Here is an 18,678-nt window from a genome sequence, read left to right as displayed (position 1 = left end):
AAGTCATGCACAAACTCACGTTGCATACATGCGCACGGCATCGCTTCAGCAGCAACGCACCCGCGAATCTACAATTACAAGCAACGATGCCGCATCACGCTTGCGGCGCATGTCAGCGAGAGAAGGAGGAGCGTATGTCAGAAGAAACATGGGTCTGCACCGCCTGTCCCGGGTGGGGTGACCACGAGTTCTGCGCCATCAAGACCGTCGTCAAGGATGGCAAGATCGTGCGCACCGAGGCCGTGGACTATACCGGTGCGGAAGCTAACGAGGGCCATTGCTGTCAGAAGGGCATCGCATCCTGGCGCCAGGTCTACGCCGAGGATCGCTTGCTGCATCCTTTGAAGCGCGTGGGCAAACGCGGAGAGGGCAAATGGGAACAGATAAGCTGGGACCAGGCCTTTGACGAAATAGGCGCGAAGCTTTGCGAACTACGAGACAAGTACGGTCCCGGAACGGTAGCATTCTGGAACATCACCACGTCGCTTCCACCTTCTCAGGGTCTCGACACCCTGCTCGGCAACCGTCTTTGCGGGCTATGGGGCGGCACCGACCCACTCAACGCCTACGGTCTAGACAATGGTCCCTACTACGCGTCCTACTTCGACCTGGGCGATTTCTACAAGTACATGATGATCGACCCCATCAAATTCGACGCCACCAGCTACATCATCATATGGGGCGGCAATCCCGTGGAAAACCAGCAGCGCGTCGCCAAGCACATCGTCGAGGCAAAGTCACGGGGCGCCAAGATCGTGGACGTAGGTTTGCTCTTTGATGCCTCGGCGGGTTACGCCGACTGGTTCATCCCCGTCAAGCCAGGATCGGATACGGCCCTGGCGCTGTGCATGGCCAACCAGATCGTGCAGCGCAAGGAGTATGACCGCGCGTTCATGACCAAATACACGGTCGCTCCCCTGCTCGTCGATGTCGCGACGGGCAAGTTCGCCACATCCGGAGACAAGTTCCTGTACTGGGACGAGGAATCCCAGTCCGCACGAGAGACAGAACGCGGGGCCGAAGAGTACGAAGGCACACCCGCTTTCAATGGCGAGTACGTCATCGACGGCGCGAAGTTCAAACCAGCGTTCCAAATGCTCGAGGATCATCTGGCAACCTATACGCCAGAATACCAGGAGAGAATTACGGGAGTTCCGGCATCCGATGCCATCAAGCTCGGCGAAGAATATTCGAGTCATCGCCCGTCGTTCATCGTCGGAGCCCTTGGACTGCGTTACCAAAACCAGGGCGATGCTTACCGCGCGTTCTACCTGCTCGGCATGCTCACGGGCAACCTCGGTCATCTCAACGGCGGCGTCACCTCCGAAATCCAGCCCTGCGGCTTCCCACTTGGCTTCAACAATCCCTCCATCATCTACCCCAACGGCCTCGAAGGCGACAAGACCATCTTCGTGAAGAACGGTGACTTCTTCGAGGACGCCAAGAAGGGCAAGTACAAGGCCTTCATCAAGTGCGCAGGCAATCCCGTGCATAACTGCCCCAACCGCAGCCGCTGGATCGATGACACTTTCCCCAATATGGACCTAATCGTCGACATCGACGTATGGATGACCGACACGGGTGAGTACGCCGACTACGTGCTACCGGCGGCCATGCCCTTTGAACGCGAGGAGCTCATTGCGGCAGCACAGTACAATCACGTCGTGCTTCAGGAGCCAGCCATCGAACCGCGTGGTGAGTGCAAGGACCCCTCGTTCATCTACCGCGGCCTTGCCGAGCGCATGGGCTTTGGCGAGTACTTCCAGAACGACGCCGACGACTGGATCCGTATGCGACTCAACACGCCGCAGCCCTTCATCGCAAACGTCGATCCACCCATCACGCTCGAACGCCTCAAAGAGGAAAAGCTTATCCGTGCCGCCGTGCCGCCCGTCCCCTGGGATCCGTTCCTCGGCATGAAGTTCGAGACTCAGACGGGCCACATGGAATTCTACAGCGAGCGCTTGAACAACGTCGGGCTGCCCATGGCGACCTATCACGAGCCGTATGAGGTGCCCACGACCGAACGCATGGAAAATGGGACGGCCAAGCACCCCTACCAGTTCTTCAGCGGACGTCAGCGTTTCTTCATGCAGTCGATGTTTACGGATGATCCGGTCATGGCCGACCTATCCGGCGGCAAGCCCACCGGTCGCATCAATCCTGTCGATGCCGAGAAGGAGGGCATACATGACGGCGACCTGTGCGAGGTCTATAACGAGCGCGGGCATGTCATCATCGAGATGCGTCTTGACCAGGCAATTCCACCAGGAACCATCCAGGTATGGTTCGGTTGGCGCAAGCGCACGTTCACGGAAGGCGGCATGTACTCTGAATTGCTCGTGCCGCTCGGTGACAACGACACACTCGATGACGCGGCCCTCTACTGGTACCAATGCGTCGAGGACGAGGGCAAGGTCGGCGAAATCCTCTCCGGCTACGCCATCTCCGCCATGGCAGGCGCCTGGGACACCATCTGGGACTGCGCCTGCGATATCCGCAAAGTCGAAGCATAAGGAGGCTATCATGGCTGATGAAATGACCGTATGGGCCCACTCCCCCGCCGAAGCCGAGATCACCGATGACACGATCTTCGTAGACCTGCTGCGCTGCACCGGCTGTTGGACCTGCTCGCTTTCGTGCATGACCGGAAACGACCTGAAAGACGGACACTTCTTCGTGAACGTCCGCACGCTCGGCAGCGGAGAAGGCATCGACAGACCGGCTGGTACCTGGCCTGATCTACATATGTCATGGATGCCCTTCTACACGAGCAGCTGCATCAAATGCAAGGACCGCACGAGTGCAGGCGAACTGCCGTACTGCGTCAAGAACTGCCCCAACAAGGCACTCGCCTTTGGAAAGGATGCCGCCGAAAAGGTCGAAGCCGCACGCGAACGCGGCGCGCGCATCTTCCGCCTGCCCGCATGGGAGCACGGCAAGGACGGGATCGTCTACGCAAGCCCGGATCGCAAGATCATCTAGGTTCTTGCAAATCCGCATTGCAGGGGGCGCTTCCACGTGAGGCGCCCCCTTGATTACGAAAGCGCATGGTAGAACCGTCACAATGATCCTCGTCAGCTAACGTCAGCCCTCGACGGGGTAGTCATGGAAGTAATCGGAAAACTTTTCGCTCAAATACCGCCTAAGCAAGTCCATGGCATGGCGACAGCGCATCGGAACATGCGCATCCTTCCTGCGGAGAAATCCGATACGGCACAAAGAACGCGGCGTCGAAAGCGGTGTGTAATGCAGCCCCTCGGTATCTATGCTTGGACTTCTCTGCGCCAGCATGAACCCAAAGGAATCGAAAGTAGCCGCTCGTTCGGGCGATGATGCCGCATAACCCAGCGTTGCTCGATGATTCGAGACGCCAAAGCGCACATTATCAAGAGGTTGGTCTTCGAATATCTGCTCCACGAGCTTGAGCATATCGCGTTGGGAATCCATAGCGAGAGGAAAGTCCGCTAACTGATTGCGATGAATCGAGGGACATCCCTCGAACGAAGAGCCGTCCTTCCATACGACACCAAAACGCGAAACGAGTATCGGCTCGAACACGAGCTCCCCATCTTCGAGCAGCTTTCCGATAGTATCGCAATAGAGATCGACGAGGTGTAGCTCATGCTGGCGTGACGAGCGCGCTTCCTCGACAAGGTCGTCAAAGGAAACCTCATTGAATCGCACCATGTCAAAGAAGCCAAGACTTGGCAGAAGTGGCATCATCACCTGTGCAGGATAATAGGTCGTATGGATGAGGATAGGATCATCGACGAAACGCGGATTTTCGGGACCGAAAACGCAATCCTGAAGCAACTCGTATTCACGAAGCACCCTCTGCGCCTGCGCATAGAAGGCCTCGCCAAGTGCCGTTGGGCGTATACCGCGTCCGCTGCGCTCGACAAGTGTCGCGCCAATCTCCGCCTCAAGAGAGGTAATCGACTTGTTGAGGCCCTGCTGCGAGATATAAGACATCCTCGCGGCACTATAGAAAGAGCCTGCATCAACGAGATTCACGAAGTAGCGAAGCGTCTCGATTTGCATAGCCGTCCACTCAACGCATGCGTAAAAGAAAATGGATGGATACGTCTATTGTACGTCATTTGGCTACTTTCGCTTTTGCAAAGCGATGCGAGCATCATACGACGAATGCGGAACCCCAATACATTTCCCGATCATTCGTTCGCGGGATGCTCGAGCGCCTCGTAGAGCAGGCGCGGCGTCAATGCCACCAGATACTCGCAAAACTCCCGCATCTCGTAGGGAAGCTCGCCCGAGCGGAACTTGTTGGTCATGATGGACTCACAGTAGGGAAACGCCTCTATCTGGAACGCGAGCTCCCCCGTAATCTCGCGATGCTGAAACTCCGTGATGGTCTGGGTGAGGTTCTTTTGCCGCTCCCTCACGAAGGAAGGCACCGCCGATTGGTACTCACGCCCCACCGACGCGCTGGCAAAGAGCGCGTTGAACTTCGACATCTCGCGCGTGGTGATCATATGGCCCTCGAGCCACGTGAGGTCGCGCCCGATGCGAAAGATCCCGTCTTCGTGACACTGGTGACCGATCCAATTGACCACGGCATATTTGTCCTCGAAGTTATGGTAGAAGTTCGAACGGCTCACGCCCGATTCCCGGACGATGTCCTCGATGTGTATGCGTGCGAAGGGCGTATCGGCGCAAAGCCGGTTCATCGCCTCGGCCACGCGAAGCTTGGTGAGGTACGAGCGCGAGTACATTTTCTGGTCTGATGCCGAATCGCCAATCACGAGGACCCCTCCCCCTGGAGTCGTTGGTTTTCGCCACGAAAGTGGCCGCACAAATCACGAAAGTGAGATGTTTTGTCCAAAATGTACTACACCATTGGACGCTTTTCCAACCCTATCCCCCATGGGGAAACATAAGGGAGCTTCCATTCCTTGAGGCCATCGCGCTCCCCTTTCTATAGTCGTCTCATGTTCCAGACGAAATCCCGTCACCGGGTAATAGAGGAGGGAGAGCACCTATGACGAAAGAGGAAAAGAGGACAGAGATATTCAACTCGGGACGAGCGTGGATCGTCGCCTGCGTGGCCATCATCGCCTCGATTCTGATCTCGGTCAACTGCAACAAGCTGCCGGCGACCATGTCGCTCGTGATTCCCGCGCTTGGCATCGATACCGGCATGGCGGCAAACATCATGTCGCTCAACGGATACGTCGGTCTGATAATGACCTTCATCGTCGCCGCCATCATCATGAAGTTCGGAGCGCGCAAGGCCACGACACTCGTATTGGTATGCGCAGTAGCCGGCGCCATCATTTCGGCGATGGCCACGAGCGTCGAGCTTCTCGTCGTTGGCCGTCTTATCGAAGGCGTCGGATACGCCTGCATCGGCTCGGTAGTGCCGGTCATCATCTCCGAGTGGTTCCCGCCATCTAGGCGCGGCGTCCCCATGGGCCTGTTTTCCGTATGGGTGCCCCTGGGTTCCATGTTCATCATGGGCACGTCCGGCTTCTTCTTCAACGTCGGCGACCCCTACAGCTACCACAACGTCTTCTGGTTCGTGGTGGTCCTGCTGGCCATCGTCACAGTGGTCTGGATTCTGGCCATACGCGATCCCAAGGTCTCGTACCTGGACGAGGTTGACCCCAACGCGCCCAAGCCGAAGATGTCCGAGGGCTTCAAGAGCCTGTCTTGCTGGATCTCGATGGTCGCCTTCGCGGCGTTCTCCCTGGGCACCGCCTGCGTCATGAACTTCGAGACGCTCTACATGGTGCAGACCATGGGCATGGACCAGCTGGGTGCCAACACCATGATGAACATCGCCAACATTGCCGTGGTTATCGGCGGCATCGCCATCGGCGTGGTCATGAACCTGGTGACGGGCAACACCCAGCGTCTTGCCATCCTCGTCGTGGCATCCGTCGTGCTCGGTGTCTCGTTCTCGATGGCCTACACCATCGGCGAGGGAATGCTGATTCCCTGGCTCATCCTGTTCGGGCTTTCCAATGGCGTGGTCCCGGCCATCTTCTTCACCATGGTCGCCGAGATAGCGCCTCGACCCGAGTTGGCCGGTATCTCGTCTTCGCTCATGAGCTGCGGCCAGTGCGTGGGCGGCATCCTCTTCGGCCTGGTGGGCGTCATCGTCTCCAGCGCCGGATGGGGCGCATGCACGGGACTGCTCATGGGAGTCGGCATCGTGCTCGTCGTGGGTGCCATCGCCCTCATGGTGGTCATCAAGGCGCGCGACGCGAAGAAGGTGCAGAAGGACGCCTAAGACCGCCGGCCTACCGGCACAAGTAGAGAACCCTTGCATTGTTCGATTTGCAGGAATGTACGTGAGAAGAGAAAGAGGAAGACATGGAATTCAAAAACGATCTAGGTAAGCCGTGGAAGTTCCAAGATGGTGACTTCACCGTGATCCGCTCTTCGGTGTGGTCTCCCCCGGGTTGCCATCCCGTCGGATGCGGGATCAAGCTCTACGTGGACAAGGACGGACGTCTTGACCATGTGGAAGGCGACGAGAACGATCCCATCACCCAGGGTCGTCTGTGCCCCAGATGCGTCGCCCTCAAGGATTACATCTACAACCCCTCGCGCGTCATCTATCCCCAGAAGCGTGCGAAGGAGGAGCGCGGAAACGCCGATGCATGGGAGCGCTGCAGCTGGGACGAGGCCCTCGACATCATCATGGACAACTGGCGCCGACTCACCGACGAGTACGGACGCGAGACCATGGCCATCTTCGTGGGTACCGGCCGTGACGGCATGCTCTCCCAGGACTTCCAGCTGTCCATCTTCCGCACGCCCAACCTGGCCTACACCCAGTCCGGTTACGCCTGCTACCAGCCGCGCATGATGTCGTCGCAGATGGTGCTCGGTGCCCTGTACCCCGAGCTTGACTACGCCGGCGGCCTCGAGGGTGGCTATGACGATCCGGAGTACTGCGTGCCTGAGCTCATGGTTCTCTGGGGCAAGATGCCCCTGGCATCCAACCCGGATGGCTTCTTCGGCCATGCGGTCATCGACCTCATGAAGCGCGGTGCGAAGCTCGTTACCATCGACCCGCGCGTCAACTGGCTGGCAACCAGGTCCGAGCTGCAGCTGCGCCTGCGCAACGGCACGGATGCCGCCCTTGCCATGGCGATGTGCAACATCATCATCAAGGAAGACCTCTACGACCACGATTTCGTGGAGCGCTGGACCTACGGCTTTGACGAGTTCGCCGAGCGCGTCGCCTATATGACGCCCGAGGATGCCGCCCGCATCTGCGAGGTTCCCGTCGAGGACATCTACACGGTGGCCCGCATGTACGCCAACGCCCACCCGGCCTCCATCGCCTGGGGCCTCGCCTTCGACCAGAACACCAACGGCATGCAGGCCGGCCAGTGCGTGCTCGCCATGATCTGCATGTGCGGCAACCTCGACGTTCCCGGCGGCAACATCGTCGCCGACCTGTCGATGCCCGAGGACATCACCGGTGACGCCGCGTCCGGGCAGTCGGAGCACAACACCGACACGCGCGCCTTCATCACCGAGGGCTGGTACCAGATGACCGACGAGGAACGCGACAAGTGCATCGGCATGGACAAGTATCCCCTGTACTGCAACCAGATTACCGGTGCCCAAGCTGACTGCGTGTTGGATACCCTGGAGACGGACGAGCCCTACCCCATCAAAATGGCGTGGATCGCCAACACGAACCTCATCGCCCCGACCAACTCGGCCGAACCCACCCGCTGGCACAAGGCGCTGCTGCGCTCCATCGACTTCGCCTTCGGCACGGACTGCTTCATCACGCCGACCATCCAGGCCGTCTGCGACGTCTTCCTGCCGCTTTCCACGGTGGCCGAGCACGATGGCGTGAACCGCACCCACTATGGTGCCGCCTCCATCACCACCGGCTGCGGCAACAAGGCCATCACCGTGGGCGAGGCCAAGTCCGACCTCGAGATCTACTGCATGCTCGCCAAGCGCATGGCCGAGATGTTCCCCGATGACCCCAAGGCGCGCTTCGCCTACGAGAAGTACCCGGACTACCATGACTATCTCGAGAAGAACCGCCTCGAGGGACGTCACGTGTTCAACGAGGTGCGCGAGCTCGTCAAGTTCAAGCGCAAGGTCTATTACAAGAAATACGAGACCGGCAAGCTGCGCCCCGACGGACAGCCGGGCTTCCTGACCCCGACCGGACGTGTCGAGCTATGGTCATCGGCCTTCGCAAACAACGGCATGGACCCGCTGCCCTACTACTACGAGCCGGACCTTTCGCCGCGTATTCCCGAGAAGACCGCCGAGGACCTGGAACTCAAGCGCAATCCGCTGGTCCCCGAGGAACTGGACGCCAAGTGGCACGAGCGTGACCTTCCCCACGAGGAGATCATGGAGAAGTACCCGTTCATCATGTCCACGGGTCACCGCCGCTACTCCTCGTTCCACTCCGAGCACCGTCAGGTGGCCGTGCTGCGCGAGCTCGATCCGAACCCGATGATCGAGATCAACCCAGCTGACGCAGAGCGCATCGGCGTATCCGATGGCCAATGGGTCGAGATCTCCAACATGTTTGGCAGCGCGAAGTTCAAGGCACGCGTGATGCCGACTGTGGGTGAAGGTCATGTCGAGGTTGATCACGGCTGGTGGTTCCCCGAGCAAGACGGCAGCGAGCCCAGCCTCTTCGGGGTCTGGCAGTCCAACTGCAACGACCTCATTCCGGAACACCACAACAACGCCCTTGGCCTGGGAGCCCCCTACAAGAGCGCATGCTGCAACGTGGTGCCCCTCAAGGAAAGCTACGACGTCGACATGGCAGCATTCGGCGAGAAATTCGGAAAGCTGGTGTAAATCATGACTCAATACGGATTGCTTATCGATTACGAATTCTGCACGGGATGCCAGAGCTGCGAGGTCAGCTGCAAGGAGGAGCATGACTTCCCCATCGGCAAGTGGGGCATCCGCGTCCTGGACGACGGTCCCTGGCAAAAGGACGATTCCAAGAACATCGGGAACTGCTACAACTGGAACAAGATTCCCACTCCCACTGACCTGTGCGACCTGTGCATCGACCGTTTGCGCGATGGACGCGAGCCCGTGTGCATGCACAACTGCCTGGCCGATGTCATTCGCTTCGGCACCATCGACGAAATGGCCGAGGAGCTGAAGCGCAAGCCCAAGCAAGTGCTTTGGACCCCCTGCGACATCAATCTCTAGTTTCATCAGTACCGCAAGCCCGAATGGTGCGTCTCTTGACGAGGCGCACCATTCGCCACGCGTAAACCATCCGAGGAGGAAGCCATGTCCATGCGCAGGAATTCCAACGGAGCGTTGACCACGATGAACGTCATCGGCATCCTGGCGCTGTTCTGCACCATGAGCGAGTTCGCCATTCTGACGCCATCCATCGCAGCCTTCTCGCATCATTTTGCCGATACCGACATCACCACCATCATGCTCGCAAACAGCATCACCGGCATCGTGTCGGTACCGGTGAGCATCGCGTCCGGCGCCCTGCTCCCGAAGATCGGCTTCAAGCCCGCTGCCATCGCGGGCATCCTCATCATGACGGTGGGCGGTGCGTATCCCTTCCTCATGCCCGACATCACCGACTACAATCTCATCATCTTCTCGCGCGTTGTCGTCGGCATTGGCCTGGGCATCATGTTTCCCGTAGGCAACGCGAGCATCATCGCGCTGTGCGAGGGCGAGCAACGCTCCCGCCTGCTCGGGCTGGGAATCACCATCCAGTTCGTCTTCAACATCATCTACACCACGGTAGCCGGCTATCTGACCGAGATCGGTTGGAACTACTCGTTCTTGGCGTATCTAATCGGCTTTGTCCCCATGGTCATCGCGTTGCTGTGGATGCCCGAGGCCAAGGGTGTCGTTCGCGCCAAGCTCGCAGGCCAGGTCAAGACGAAGGGGGCCGTAAAGCCGAAGATTCCGCGTTCCATCGCGGGTTATGCGCTATTCGCGCTGGCGGCATGGACCTGCGTCGTGACGGTGCAGGTGGTGACCTCCTCGGTACTTGACTGGCGCGGACTTGCCGGACCGGGCGAGGCGGCGCTTGTCATCAACTGCTGCGGCATCGGAACCATCCTGTGCGGCCTGCTCTTCCCCTACCTCGTCCGCTGGTTCAAGGCGCGTCTGTTCGGGATATCGGCCGCGTTCATCGTGATAGGACTCATTCCCTGCCTGCTGGCACCATCATCCATCGTCTACGCCCTGGGCGTCTTCATCTTGGGGTTTGCCGGCTCCGCGTTCTTCACCGCCGCGCAAAACGCGACAGGCAATGTCACGCCTCCCGAGCGCGTGCCCTTCGTGAGCGGCATCATGACGTCGATGATGAATCTGGGGCCGTTCTTGGCACCCTATGTGTTCAGTTGCTCGATGCTCCTGCTGCCGGCCATGGGCTTCGATGCCGTGTTCCCGGTTCTCATCGTCATCGCCTTGGTGGTGTGCGTCATCGGCCTTGTTCACCCCATGCGCGCCCTCATGATGCGCAAACCCGAATAGGCTGGGTGCGATATGCCACGTTGCTTCGCATGCATCCATTGCGGAAAATGCGGGCCGCCGAGCTCGGACGCCAAAGTCCGCCCCATCGGATACTGCATCTTTTGCGGCACGCAAAACGATGCAAGCGATACCACCTGCAAGACATGTGGCAAGCGCCTGCCATTGCCTCCCGGCAACGTGGACGCGGCTGGCAGCTGACAGGCTAGATGCTCACCGTCAGGCCATCCATGAGGTCGTTCACGGTCTTCATGGCGCACATCTTGCCGCACATCGTGCACGTCCCTTCCGTGACGGGCGGGGCGCTCTCGTAGAACTCGCGCGCACGCTGCGGATCGAGGGCAAGTTCGAACATCTCGCTCCACGATACGCGACGACGAGCGTCACTCATGCGATTGTCCCGGTCACGCGCACCGGGCACGCCTTTGGCGATGTCGGCGGCATGTGCGGCGATCTTGGTGGCGACAAGCCCTTCGCGCACATCGTTGGCGTCCGGTAGGCGCAGATGCTCGGCCGGCGTCACGTAGCAGAGGAAATCCGCCCCGCTCGAGGCCGCGATGGCCCCGCCAATGGCTGCCGTGATGTGATCGTAGCCGGGAGCGATATCGGTCACGAGCGGGCCGAGCACGTAGAAGGGTGCCTCGTGGCACAGGCGCTTCTCCATCTTCATGTTGGCCGCGATCTCGTCGAGCGCCATGTGTCCCGGCCCCTCGACCATCACCTGCACGCCGGCATCCCACGCGCGTTGCGTGAGCTTGCCGATTTCGATGAGCTCGGCAATCTGGGCGGCATCGCTTGCATCGTAGATGCTGCCGGGGCGCATCGCATCGCCAAGGGATATGGTCACGTCATGCTCGTGCAGGATGGCGAGCACGTCATCGTAGAACTCGTAGAACGGGTTCTCGTTGCCAGTCGCCTCCATCCAGGCAAAGATCAGCGAGCCACCCCGGCTGACGATGTTCGTGAGGCGCCCCGTCTCCTTGAACGAGTCGATGACCCGGCGGTTCATGCCCGCATGTATCGTCACGAAGTCGACGCCGTCTTCGGCATGAGCGCGTATGACCTCGAGAAAATCGTCCGGCGTGATGTCGATGAGCGCCTTTTCCAGATACCCGATGGCATCGTACATGGGCACCGTGCCCACCATTGCCGGGGACCGATCGATGAGCGCACGGCGAAACGCGCGCGTCTTTCCCGAGTTCGAGAGGTCCATGATCGCCTCGGCGCCCAGCTCGAGCGCGACATCGACCTTGCGCCACTCCTCCTCCTCGTCGGCCAAATCGCCCGAAATGCCAAGGTTGACGTTGACCTTGGTGCGCAGTGGCACACCATCCAGACATGAGCCCACGCCCTCGGGATTAAGCGATGCGTGGTGGATGTTCGCTGGAATGGCGATGCGTCCGGCGGCGACCGCCTCGCGCACGTTTTCCACGCAGATGCCCTCCTTCGCGGCGACGGCGCGCATCTGCTCGGTCACGATTCCAGCGCGTGCGTAATCGATTTGCGTTATCTGATTGCCCATGGCGTCCATGGCGCACTCCCTTCGTTGGCATTACCCACACAGGTTCATCGGGTCGGCATCGTAAGCGCCCTCTCAGCCTGGGCCATCCAAGCTCCCCGGTTATGGTTTGGGATTATATGTCAGATACGGCGCGATGATTCGCCAGAGCGAAAATCCCGCACTAGCTCTTGCGCTGAAGCCTATCGAGCTCGGCCTTGAGCGAGGCATAGTGCTTGAACTCTTCCTCGGACCAACTGCCAAAGAGCGCCTCCTCGAGCATTTGGCTGGCCGTACCAGCAAGGCCCTCTTGCGGATAGAGGCGCTCACGGCTGCGGTTGTAGAGGTAGATTTGATCGAACATGCCCGAATCCTCGAGTACAGCGAGGTTGCGCACGATCTGGTCGACGATCTTGCGATGATGGGCGGGGTCGGTTGCTCGGGGCGTGGTGCCGGCAAGACGCATTTGCTCATAGCGGAGTTGGCAGGAGACGAGCGATATCTCCGGCTTGACCGCCATGAGAGCGAGCGAGACATCATAGCCGCGCTCACGCAGAAGAGTGGCGGTCGCGAGAGGCACCTGAGACGTGCGCAGCGTGCCCTCGATGACAAGGTTATAGCCAGCCGAGGAAAGCGCCTCGACGATGGCCTCCACCATCTTACCTGCCCATTGCGCCGTATAATCGACGGCCTTATCGCCATAGGCGCTTTGCAGGGCAAAGAAACGCGGGTGAAGCTTTCGATATTCGTCACCGTTAACGATAATGATATTTTTGTTGAACATCTCGAGGAACACCTGGTGAAGAGTGGTCTTGCCTGCCCCGCTTTGACCACCGAGTAAGATTGCCTGAGGTCTATCGTGCGGCGACAGACAAGCGGGTGCCACCATTGCCTCGAGCTGACCAATCAGCTTTTCGGAAAACTCTTCTTCGGAATACTCCGCAAGATAGTTACCCATGTCAGGCCGCCTGCGGGATATAGCGGTCTGCGAGCTTATCGAATGCATCGAGCTGGCCCTTAATTTCTGCCAGCTTACCCTTGTTGGAGTTTTCGGAACTGACAATAGTAGGCTTAAGCAAGGCAATCTGATTGATGATGTCGGAAAACACCATTTCGCGCATTGCATCACCCTGTTTCCGTGCGGTCGACCTCAGCGCAAATAGCTTGGCCAGAATCTCGGCAGCTTTCTCCGTAAGCACTTCTTGCGTGAGCGTAATCTGATAGATCTCCGTCATGTCCATATCTTCATCTCCTTCGCCAAAGTAGACCTCTGCATAGACGATTTCCTCGACGCCATGACGCTCCTTCTCGGAAAGCTCCTTGCCGTCACGGTCGAGGCAGTCCATGATGAAGCGCGGCAAACGGGCGGCACGGATGAGGTTGGCGTTGGCGCGAGAGGGCTTTTGGCCTTTCTCGTAGCGCGCGAGGCTTGCCTCCCCCAGCCCGAGCAAACGCGCGAACGAGCGTTGCGAGAGGCCGTACTTGGCGCGGATGTCCTTGATGTCCTGCGGTGTGAGTTCGTGGGCCATGCCCTACCTCCTCGAACGGAAATCACTCATGTGATGTCTTCATAAGCTTATAATACTATAACTTGATTGTAATTATAGTATTTTATTATCTTTTGATTATGTTTTTACTGATTTGCAATCATTTGATATGCATATACACAGTTTGGTACATCCCGATCACGCATTTGGCGGCCCAGCACGAAGCGCAACATACATGTGCAGTTTTATGCGCCCCGATCGCATGACGCTTTGACAGCATGCGTACCCTCCCGTACACTGGGCGAACCCGGATTCGATTTGAGGTGGATGTATGTGCGGAGAATTCGTCATCTAGTCTTTCTCGGCTAAGTGCCGAACACTAGTCATTCCCATTCCGCACACCCACGTTCCGGGAGATTCCCATGTCAAAGAACATCTCTTCAAACTCGCCTGCGCAGGCGGGAAAGCCTGCCGAATCCACCGACACGCTCCTCACGAGCGCCGTCGGCTTGCCCCTTCCCAAGAACTGGCTGGCAATCATCAGCTTCATATGGGCCGGTCAGGCCGTCTCGATGATAACCAGCTACGCTGCGGGCTATGCCGTCGTGTGGTACGTAACCGAATCCACCGGCAGCGCGCTCGTGCTTGCCGTGATGAACATATGCGTGATGCTCCCCGTTGGCCTTCTCTCCCCCTTTGGCGGCATCGTGGCAGACAAGCACAACCGCAAGATGATCATGATCGTGGCCGACGGCGCCATTGGGCTCATCTCGTTGATAGCGGGATTCATCATCCTCGCAGGCGATGTCTCGCTCGTGTTGCTTACCCTCGTCTGCGTGGCACGCGCCATCGGACAGGCCTTCCACAGCCCGGCGATGATGGCGACCATGCCCATGCTTGTGCCCGACAAGCACCTCCTGCGCATCAACACGCTCGACCAGCTGCTCGCCTCCATTGCCGGCATAGGCGCCCCCGCCTTCGGCATCTTTCTCTATACCACCATGGGGTTTTCCTCGGTGATGTTCCTCGACTTCATCGGGGCGCTCTTCGCTATTGCGGGGCTTGCGCTCGCGAAGGTCCCCACCGTCATCGACGAGACGGCCACGCAACAGCACGTCATCGCCAACCTACGTGACGGCTTCAGCGCCGTCGCGGCCACGCGCGGACTTTTGCTGCTCATCATCATGGTCACCATCGGCATGATGATATTCGGCCCGCTCTCTGCCGTGTTCCCGCTGATGACGTACGAGCATTTCTCGGGTGACGGCTACATGGCCTCGCTCGTCGAGGCGGCATTCGGCATCGGCATGCTCGTGGGCTCGGGCATACTCATGGCATGGGGCGGCGGCAAAAGACTCGCGGGGCTCATCGCCGTGGCGGCCGTCATCGTAGGAGCGACGACGGCGGCATGCGGGCTTCTGCCCCCAACGGGTTTCGTAGCCTTCGTGGTGCTGGTTGCCGTGATGGCCATGGCCTGCGCGTGGTTCAACGGTCCCACGATGACCCTCACGCAACGCAACGTGCCCGACGAGAAGATGGGGCGCGCCATGGGCCTGCTTAACGCCGCCATGGGACTCGCGACGCCCATCGGCATCGCCATCGGCGGCGTGGCGGCCGAGCTCATGGGCGTAGCGCCCTTCTTCGTGGTGGACGGCATCGCGTGCCTCGTGCTAGGACTCGTCGCATATATCCCCAAACCGATCCGCGCCCTCGACGAAGGCTAGCGTACCGAATGTGACAAAACTCGCCGGGGCAGTTTTGTCACATTTTGCTATTGCCGACGACCCCGCGCTTGCCGTACCCATAGCGCTTCCTGAACGCGACCATGAAGCAAATCGAGAGGATGGCGGCCGCCAGCTCGCCCACCGTGACGGAAAGCCAGATGCCGTCGATACCCAAAATCAAGGGGAGCAGCAATACCGCGCCGCACTCGAACACGAGGGTGCGCAGAAAGGCGATGATGGCGGAGACGATACCGTTGCCAAGCGAGGTGAACAACGCCGAAGCATAGATGGGAATACCCATGATGAGGAAGGCGAAGGCGTAGATCTGGTACGCGTTGACCGTGAACTCGAGCAACGCCGCGTCATAGCTCACGAATATGGCGGAGAGCGGCCCGGCAAGCCATTCGGCGGCCAGGAACATGAAGACGCTGCCCACGCCGATGAACCCCAGGCTCTTGAGCAGGATGCTGCGCATCTCCTTGCGATTGCGCGCACCGTATTGATAGCTCATGAGCGGCGAGCTGCCGAGCGCATAGCCCATGAAGATGGCCGCGAAGATCATCGCCGTGTAGCCGATGACGCTGAACGCCGCGACGCCATCTTCGCCGATGTAGCGCATGAGCTGGAAGTTGTAGAGCATGGTCGTGAGACTCATGGCGATGTTGGAGACGAGCTCGGAGCATCCGTTGAGGCAGGACCTGCCGATGGGTCGCCACTCAAGGCGCGTCCTGACCAGGCGCAACAGGCTCGAGTTGTGCTTGCGCAAGAAGTAGACGAGCGGAATGAGGCCACCCACCACCTGACCGAGCGCCGTGGCGATGGCGCCTCCCGCAATCCCCCAGCCAAAGACGCAGATGAACAGCCAGTCGAGCACGACGTTCACGACGCCCGCGGCAACGATGACGTAGAAGCCGTAGTTGGGCTTGCCTGCCGTGGAATAGAAGATCTGGAACGCGAACTGCAGCGCGTAGAACGGCAGCGCGAGCAGCACCCAACGACCGTAGATGACGCTCTCGTCAAGCAACGCGCCCTGCGCTCCGAAGGCCTCGAGTAACGGCACGAGGATCAGCTGCCCGATGACGGCGAGCATGACCGCGAGGACGATCGTGAAGATGACGAGCATGCTGAAGTAGCGGTTGGCCTTCTCGTCGTCGCCCTCGCCACGGGTCTTGGCGACCAGCGCGCTACCGCCCGTGCCCGTCATGAGGCCAATCGTCGCGAGGATCATGACGACGGGCCAGGCCAGGTTGACGGCCGCCAACGCGGTCTTGCCGACGAAGTTCGAGACGAAGAAACCATCCACCACCTCGTAGAGCGAGGTGAAGATCATCATGCAAATCGTCGGAAACGTGTATTTGAGAAGGGCACTCATGGAAAAGTGCCGGTTCATGTCCTGCGTCATAAGGAGTCTCTCGTATCCAATACAAAGCTGGGCGTAGCGCCAAAGGGTTCACACGAGAGAAACAGTGTACCTCATCGCCAACGCTAGTTATGTATAGGTGACGGCCGTACCCATTTCATCCGTGATGCTTGTGGTGTCTCCCACCCTGGGCATCACCATCTTGGGCCACGGCCGTACCGCTATGGTGCGATGCAATCTGATCACGCAGCTCGCGCATTGAAAGCCCCGCGCAATCGTCAATCGTCAAATCAGGATCGAGCTCCGTCAGCTCAAGGGCGGCTACATAACGACCGCAACCCATTCCGTGAGCATGAGCCTCTTCGCGCACCTGCAAACTCACCGCATCACATGACCCCCGGCACGGCAAAGCCGCCAGCCGCTCCTCGCTGATGCCCACGAGCATCCGCTCCTGCTCCGCATTATCCGAGGCGACACTTACCTGCACGTAGGCATCGTCGCGCAAGTATGGCGCGAGCGAGGGACTCTGGGTGAGCTTCTCGAGCGCCTCGCCATACGAAAGGCCGGTGAGTGACAAGTCTGCGACTACGGCCTGACCGTCATCGTTTATGCCCTCGACGCTCACCACCTGATCGGCGCTATTGAGTTGCAATTCGATGGAGGGGTTGACGTCGATATCCACATAGGCGCTTATGACGGTATCGAAGGGTGCAGGCGCAACGGTATCGCCTGACGTGGCGGGATCGCCCGGCACGTTGGCGATGCGGAAAAACCCGAAGCAGGCAACGCCAAGTACGAGACAAGCCGCCAAACCGGCAATGAAGCGATTGAAGCGCACTTTGCGGGAAGGACGACGGCGCTTCGCCTTGGTAGCACTGGCAATGGGAATGGCTTGCGCCGTATCGGCACCCACACTGTCCGTCTCGGCCACGAGGCGATCATAGGCATCGAGGACCGATTGTCGAGCGCTCGCGGGCGGTTCGAGAGCATCGAAGGCATCGCGCATGCGCGTTTCAAGTTCGCGATCGTTCACGAGAGGGCCTCCTTCAGCGTTTTCTTGCCCCGAGCTATCCAGGAATAGACGGTGTTGACGGGAGCATCGAGCATCTCGGCAATCTCGGGTGCCGTGTATCCCTCGTACAGCGCGAGGTAGAGCGGCAAACGGGGCGGGTCATCGAGAGACCGGAACGCCTCCATGAGCTCCATACGGCCGCAATCGGGTTGTGTCTCGCTGTCACGGGAAATGAGCGCCTCTGACGCGATTGCCTCGTCGAGAGGCTCGTCGTTGCGACGATGCGCCCGCAGCATGTCCTTGCAGACGTTTGATGCGACCGTGATGAGCCATGCCTTGCGATGGGCATCATCGTTGAAGCTCGTCGTATCGGCAAGCGCATACTTGAGGAAGGTCTCCTGGAACGCATCCTGCGCGTCGTGCTCCGAACGGAAATACCCCATACACACGTGCCAGACGGTCGCCCCGTGGGCGTTCATGGCAGCTTCGATGTCGTCACGAGACAGCACAGACGCGGTTCCAGGCTCGCTCGCTAGCAGTGAGCCCCGTGGTGACCACCGCCGTGGTGGCCGTACCCAGCACCGCCGTTACCGGCACCTGCACCGCAGCCGTTGCCAGCGCCACCAGCGTAGTTGTCACAGACGCCATCGCCATTGTCATCGGTATAGCACGGCCCGTTACCGGCGCCGGCGCCGTAACCATTGCCATTGCCGACATTGGAACCATCGCCGCGGTTGGCATAGTTGTCACAGACGCCATCGCCGTCATCATCGGTGTAGGCATTACCGCTACCAGCACCAAGACCGTAACCGTTGCCGGCGCCGTAGCCATCTGTGTAGTTGTCACAGATGCCATCACCGTTGTCATCAACATAGCAACCGGCGCTGCCAGGACAATCACCCGCCGCGTTCATGCAGCTAAGCGTTGTGCAGACCCGTTGCGAAAGCGGATTTGCCTGCGCCTGCACCGGTGCATTTCCGAGACCGAGCGCAAACGCGGGAATGGCAATGGCCGTGGCAAAGGCGATGCCGAGAATAGCGATCGTGGTTTTCTTCATGATGCACACCTCACTCGTCCGTGCTTTGACTTCACTTATAACACGAACGAGCGAG

General features: G+C 59.4%; 16 protein-coding genes and 1 riboswitch. Of the genes, 7 read left to right on the top strand and 9 right to left on the bottom strand.

What is annotated here, in order from left to right; all coding sequences use genetic code 11:
- Window positions 1-5: 5 nt before the first annotated feature.
- Window positions 6-2,516, top strand: a complete 2,511-nt coding sequence (locus DBY20_02905; protein PWL78850.1) for a hypothetical protein — start codon at window positions 6-8, stop codon at window positions 2,514-2,516.
- Between the two features lie 10 nt (window positions 2,517-2,526).
- Window positions 2,527-2,985 carry a hypothetical protein gene (locus tag DBY20_02900; GenBank protein ID PWL78849.1) on the top strand — a complete coding sequence of 153 codons (459 nt, stop codon included), beginning with the start codon at window positions 2,527-2,529 and terminating at the stop codon, window positions 2,983-2,985.
- A gap of 102 nt (window positions 2,986-3,087) precedes the next feature.
- Here the strand turns inward: DBY20_02900 and DBY20_02895 are convergent, their stop codons facing one another.
- Together DBY20_02895 and DBY20_02890 are read right to left on the bottom strand one after the other, a co-directional pair.
- A complete protein-coding gene (locus tag DBY20_02895; protein PWL78848.1) occupies window positions 3,088-4,044 on the bottom strand; it encodes a hypothetical protein in 957 nt (318 codons plus the stop codon).
- Between the two features lie 131 nt (window positions 4,045-4,175).
- Entirely contained in the window at window positions 4,176-4,766 is a 591-nt protein-coding gene (locus DBY20_02890) for a hypothetical protein (GenBank protein ID PWL78847.1), read from the bottom strand.
- Between the two features lie 236 nt (window positions 4,767-5,002).
- Between DBY20_02890 and DBY20_02885 the strand changes: the two genes are divergently transcribed.
- The 4 genes from DBY20_02885 (at window position 5,003) to DBY20_02870 (ending at window position 10,488) form a co-directional block, all read left to right on the top strand.
- Window positions 5,003-6,256, top strand: a complete 1,254-nt coding sequence (locus tag DBY20_02885; protein PWL78846.1) for a hypothetical protein — start codon at window positions 5,003-5,005, stop codon at window positions 6,254-6,256.
- 83 nt (window positions 6,257-6,339) lie between these two features.
- Complete coding sequence (locus DBY20_02880) at window positions 6,340-8,820, top strand: dehydrogenase (GenBank protein PWL78845.1); 2,481 nt, start codon at window positions 6,340-6,342, stop codon at window positions 8,818-8,820.
- A 3-nt stretch (window positions 8,821-8,823) separates the two neighbouring features.
- Complete coding sequence (locus DBY20_02875) at window positions 8,824-9,186, top strand: oxidoreductase (protein ID PWL78844.1); 363 nt, start codon at window positions 8,824-8,826, stop codon at window positions 9,184-9,186.
- 84 nt (window positions 9,187-9,270) lie between these two features.
- The gene (locus tag DBY20_02870) at window positions 9,271-10,488 is read left to right on the top strand and encodes a hypothetical protein (protein ID PWL78843.1); all 1,218 of its coding nucleotides are present in this window, start codon (window positions 9,271-9,273) and stop codon (window positions 10,486-10,488) included.
- Between the two features lie 202 nt (window positions 10,489-10,690).
- On the opposite strand, the gene DBY20_02865 is transcribed toward DBY20_02870, so the two are convergent.
- The 3 genes from DBY20_02865 to DBY20_02855 form a co-directional block, all read right to left on the bottom strand.
- Window positions 10,691-12,016 carry a thiamine biosynthesis protein ThiC gene (locus DBY20_02865; GenBank protein ID PWL78842.1) on the bottom strand — a complete coding sequence of 442 codons (1,326 nt, stop codon included), beginning with the start codon at window positions 12,014-12,016 and terminating at the stop codon, window positions 10,691-10,693.
- A riboswitch (TPP riboswitch) is annotated at window positions 12,007-12,115 on the bottom strand. Its footprint overlaps the gene before it by 10 nt.
- Window positions 12,116-12,167: 52 nt before the next feature.
- The gene (locus tag DBY20_02860) at window positions 12,168-12,941 is read right to left on the bottom strand and encodes an ArsR family transcriptional regulator (protein PWL78841.1); all 774 of its coding nucleotides are present in this window, start codon (window positions 12,939-12,941) and stop codon (window positions 12,168-12,170) included.
- A 1-nt stretch (window position 12,942) separates the two neighbouring features.
- Entirely contained in the window at window positions 12,943-13,512 is a 570-nt protein-coding gene (locus tag DBY20_02855) for a transcriptional regulator (protein ID PWL78840.1), read from the bottom strand.
- 380 nt (window positions 13,513-13,892) lie between these two features.
- Here DBY20_02855 and DBY20_02850 point away from each other — a divergent pair, with 380 nt between their 5' ends.
- Window positions 13,893-15,194, top strand: coding sequence for an MFS transporter (locus DBY20_02850; protein PWL78839.1), 1,302 nt, complete (start codon window positions 13,893-13,895; stop codon window positions 15,192-15,194).
- Window positions 15,195-15,231: 37 nt separating this feature from the next.
- On the opposite strand, the gene DBY20_02845 is transcribed toward DBY20_02850, so the two are convergent.
- The 4 genes from DBY20_02845 to DBY20_02830 form a co-directional block, all read right to left on the bottom strand.
- Window positions 15,232-16,596: an MATE family efflux transporter gene (locus DBY20_02845; protein PWL78838.1), complete on the bottom strand. Its 1,365-nt coding sequence runs from the start codon at window positions 16,594-16,596 to the stop codon at window positions 15,232-15,234.
- Window positions 16,597-16,711: 115 nt separating this feature from the next.
- Complete coding sequence (locus DBY20_02840) at window positions 16,712-17,587, bottom strand: hypothetical protein (protein PWL78837.1); 876 nt, start codon at window positions 17,585-17,587, stop codon at window positions 16,712-16,714.
- Window positions 17,584-18,045, bottom strand: coding sequence for an RNA polymerase subunit sigma-24 (locus DBY20_02835; protein ID PWL78836.1), 462 nt, complete (start codon window positions 18,043-18,045; stop codon window positions 17,584-17,586). The genes DBY20_02840 and DBY20_02835 overlap by 4 nt, the downstream gene beginning before the upstream one ends.
- Before the next feature lie 53 nt (window positions 18,046-18,098).
- Window positions 18,099-18,632, bottom strand: a complete 534-nt coding sequence (locus DBY20_02830; protein PWL78835.1) for a hypothetical protein — start codon at window positions 18,630-18,632, stop codon at window positions 18,099-18,101.
- Window positions 18,633-18,678: the final 46 nt, after the last annotated feature.

The sequence above is a fragment of the Coriobacteriia bacterium genome (assembly GCA_003149935.1).
In the GTDB taxonomy this organism is placed as follows: Bacteria; Actinomycetota; Coriobacteriia; order Coriobacteriales; family QAMH01; genus QAMH01.
The sequence above is the reverse complement of the archived record's forward strand: the minus strand, read 5'-3'. Positions and strand labels throughout refer to the sequence as shown.

What these genes read in the sequence shown, in the direction of transcription:
- DBY20_02905 (PWL78850.1), top strand. Translation starts at nt 6, where the DNA reads ATGCACAAACTCACGTTGCATACATGCGCACGGCATCGCTTCAGCAGC.
- DBY20_02900 (PWL78849.1), top strand. Translation starts at nt 2,527, where the DNA reads ATGGCTGATGAAATGACCGTATGGGCCCACTCCCCCGCCGAAGCCGAG.
- DBY20_02895 (PWL78848.1), bottom strand. Translation starts at nt 4,044, where the DNA reads ATGCAAATCGAGACGCTTCGCTACTTCGTGAATCTCGTTGATGCAGGC.
- DBY20_02885 (PWL78846.1), top strand. Translation starts at nt 5,003, where the DNA reads ATGACGAAAGAGGAAAAGAGGACAGAGATATTCAACTCGGGACGAGCG.
- DBY20_02880 (PWL78845.1), top strand. Translation starts at nt 6,340, where the DNA reads ATGGAATTCAAAAACGATCTAGGTAAGCCGTGGAAGTTCCAAGATGGT.
- DBY20_02875 (PWL78844.1), top strand. Translation starts at nt 8,824, where the DNA reads ATGACTCAATACGGATTGCTTATCGATTACGAATTCTGCACGGGATGC.
- DBY20_02870 (PWL78843.1), top strand. Translation starts at nt 9,271, where the DNA reads ATGTCCATGCGCAGGAATTCCAACGGAGCGTTGACCACGATGAACGTC.
- DBY20_02865 (PWL78842.1), bottom strand. Translation starts at nt 12,016, where the DNA reads ATGGACGCCATGGGCAATCAGATAACGCAAATCGATTACGCACGCGCT.
- DBY20_02860 (PWL78841.1), bottom strand. Translation starts at nt 12,941, where the DNA reads ATGGGTAACTATCTTGCGGAGTATTCCGAAGAAGAGTTTTCCGAAAAG.
- DBY20_02855 (PWL78840.1), bottom strand. Translation starts at nt 13,512, where the DNA reads ATGGCCCACGAACTCACACCGCAGGACATCAAGGACATCCGCGCCAAG.
- DBY20_02850 (PWL78839.1), top strand. Translation starts at nt 13,893, where the DNA reads ATGTCAAAGAACATCTCTTCAAACTCGCCTGCGCAGGCGGGAAAGCCT.
- DBY20_02845 (PWL78838.1), bottom strand. Translation starts at nt 16,596, where the DNA reads ATGACGCAGGACATGAACCGGCACTTTTCCATGAGTGCCCTTCTCAAA.
- DBY20_02835 (PWL78836.1), bottom strand. Translation starts at nt 18,045, where the DNA reads ATGAACGCCCACGGGGCGACCGTCTGGCACGTGTGTATGGGGTATTTC.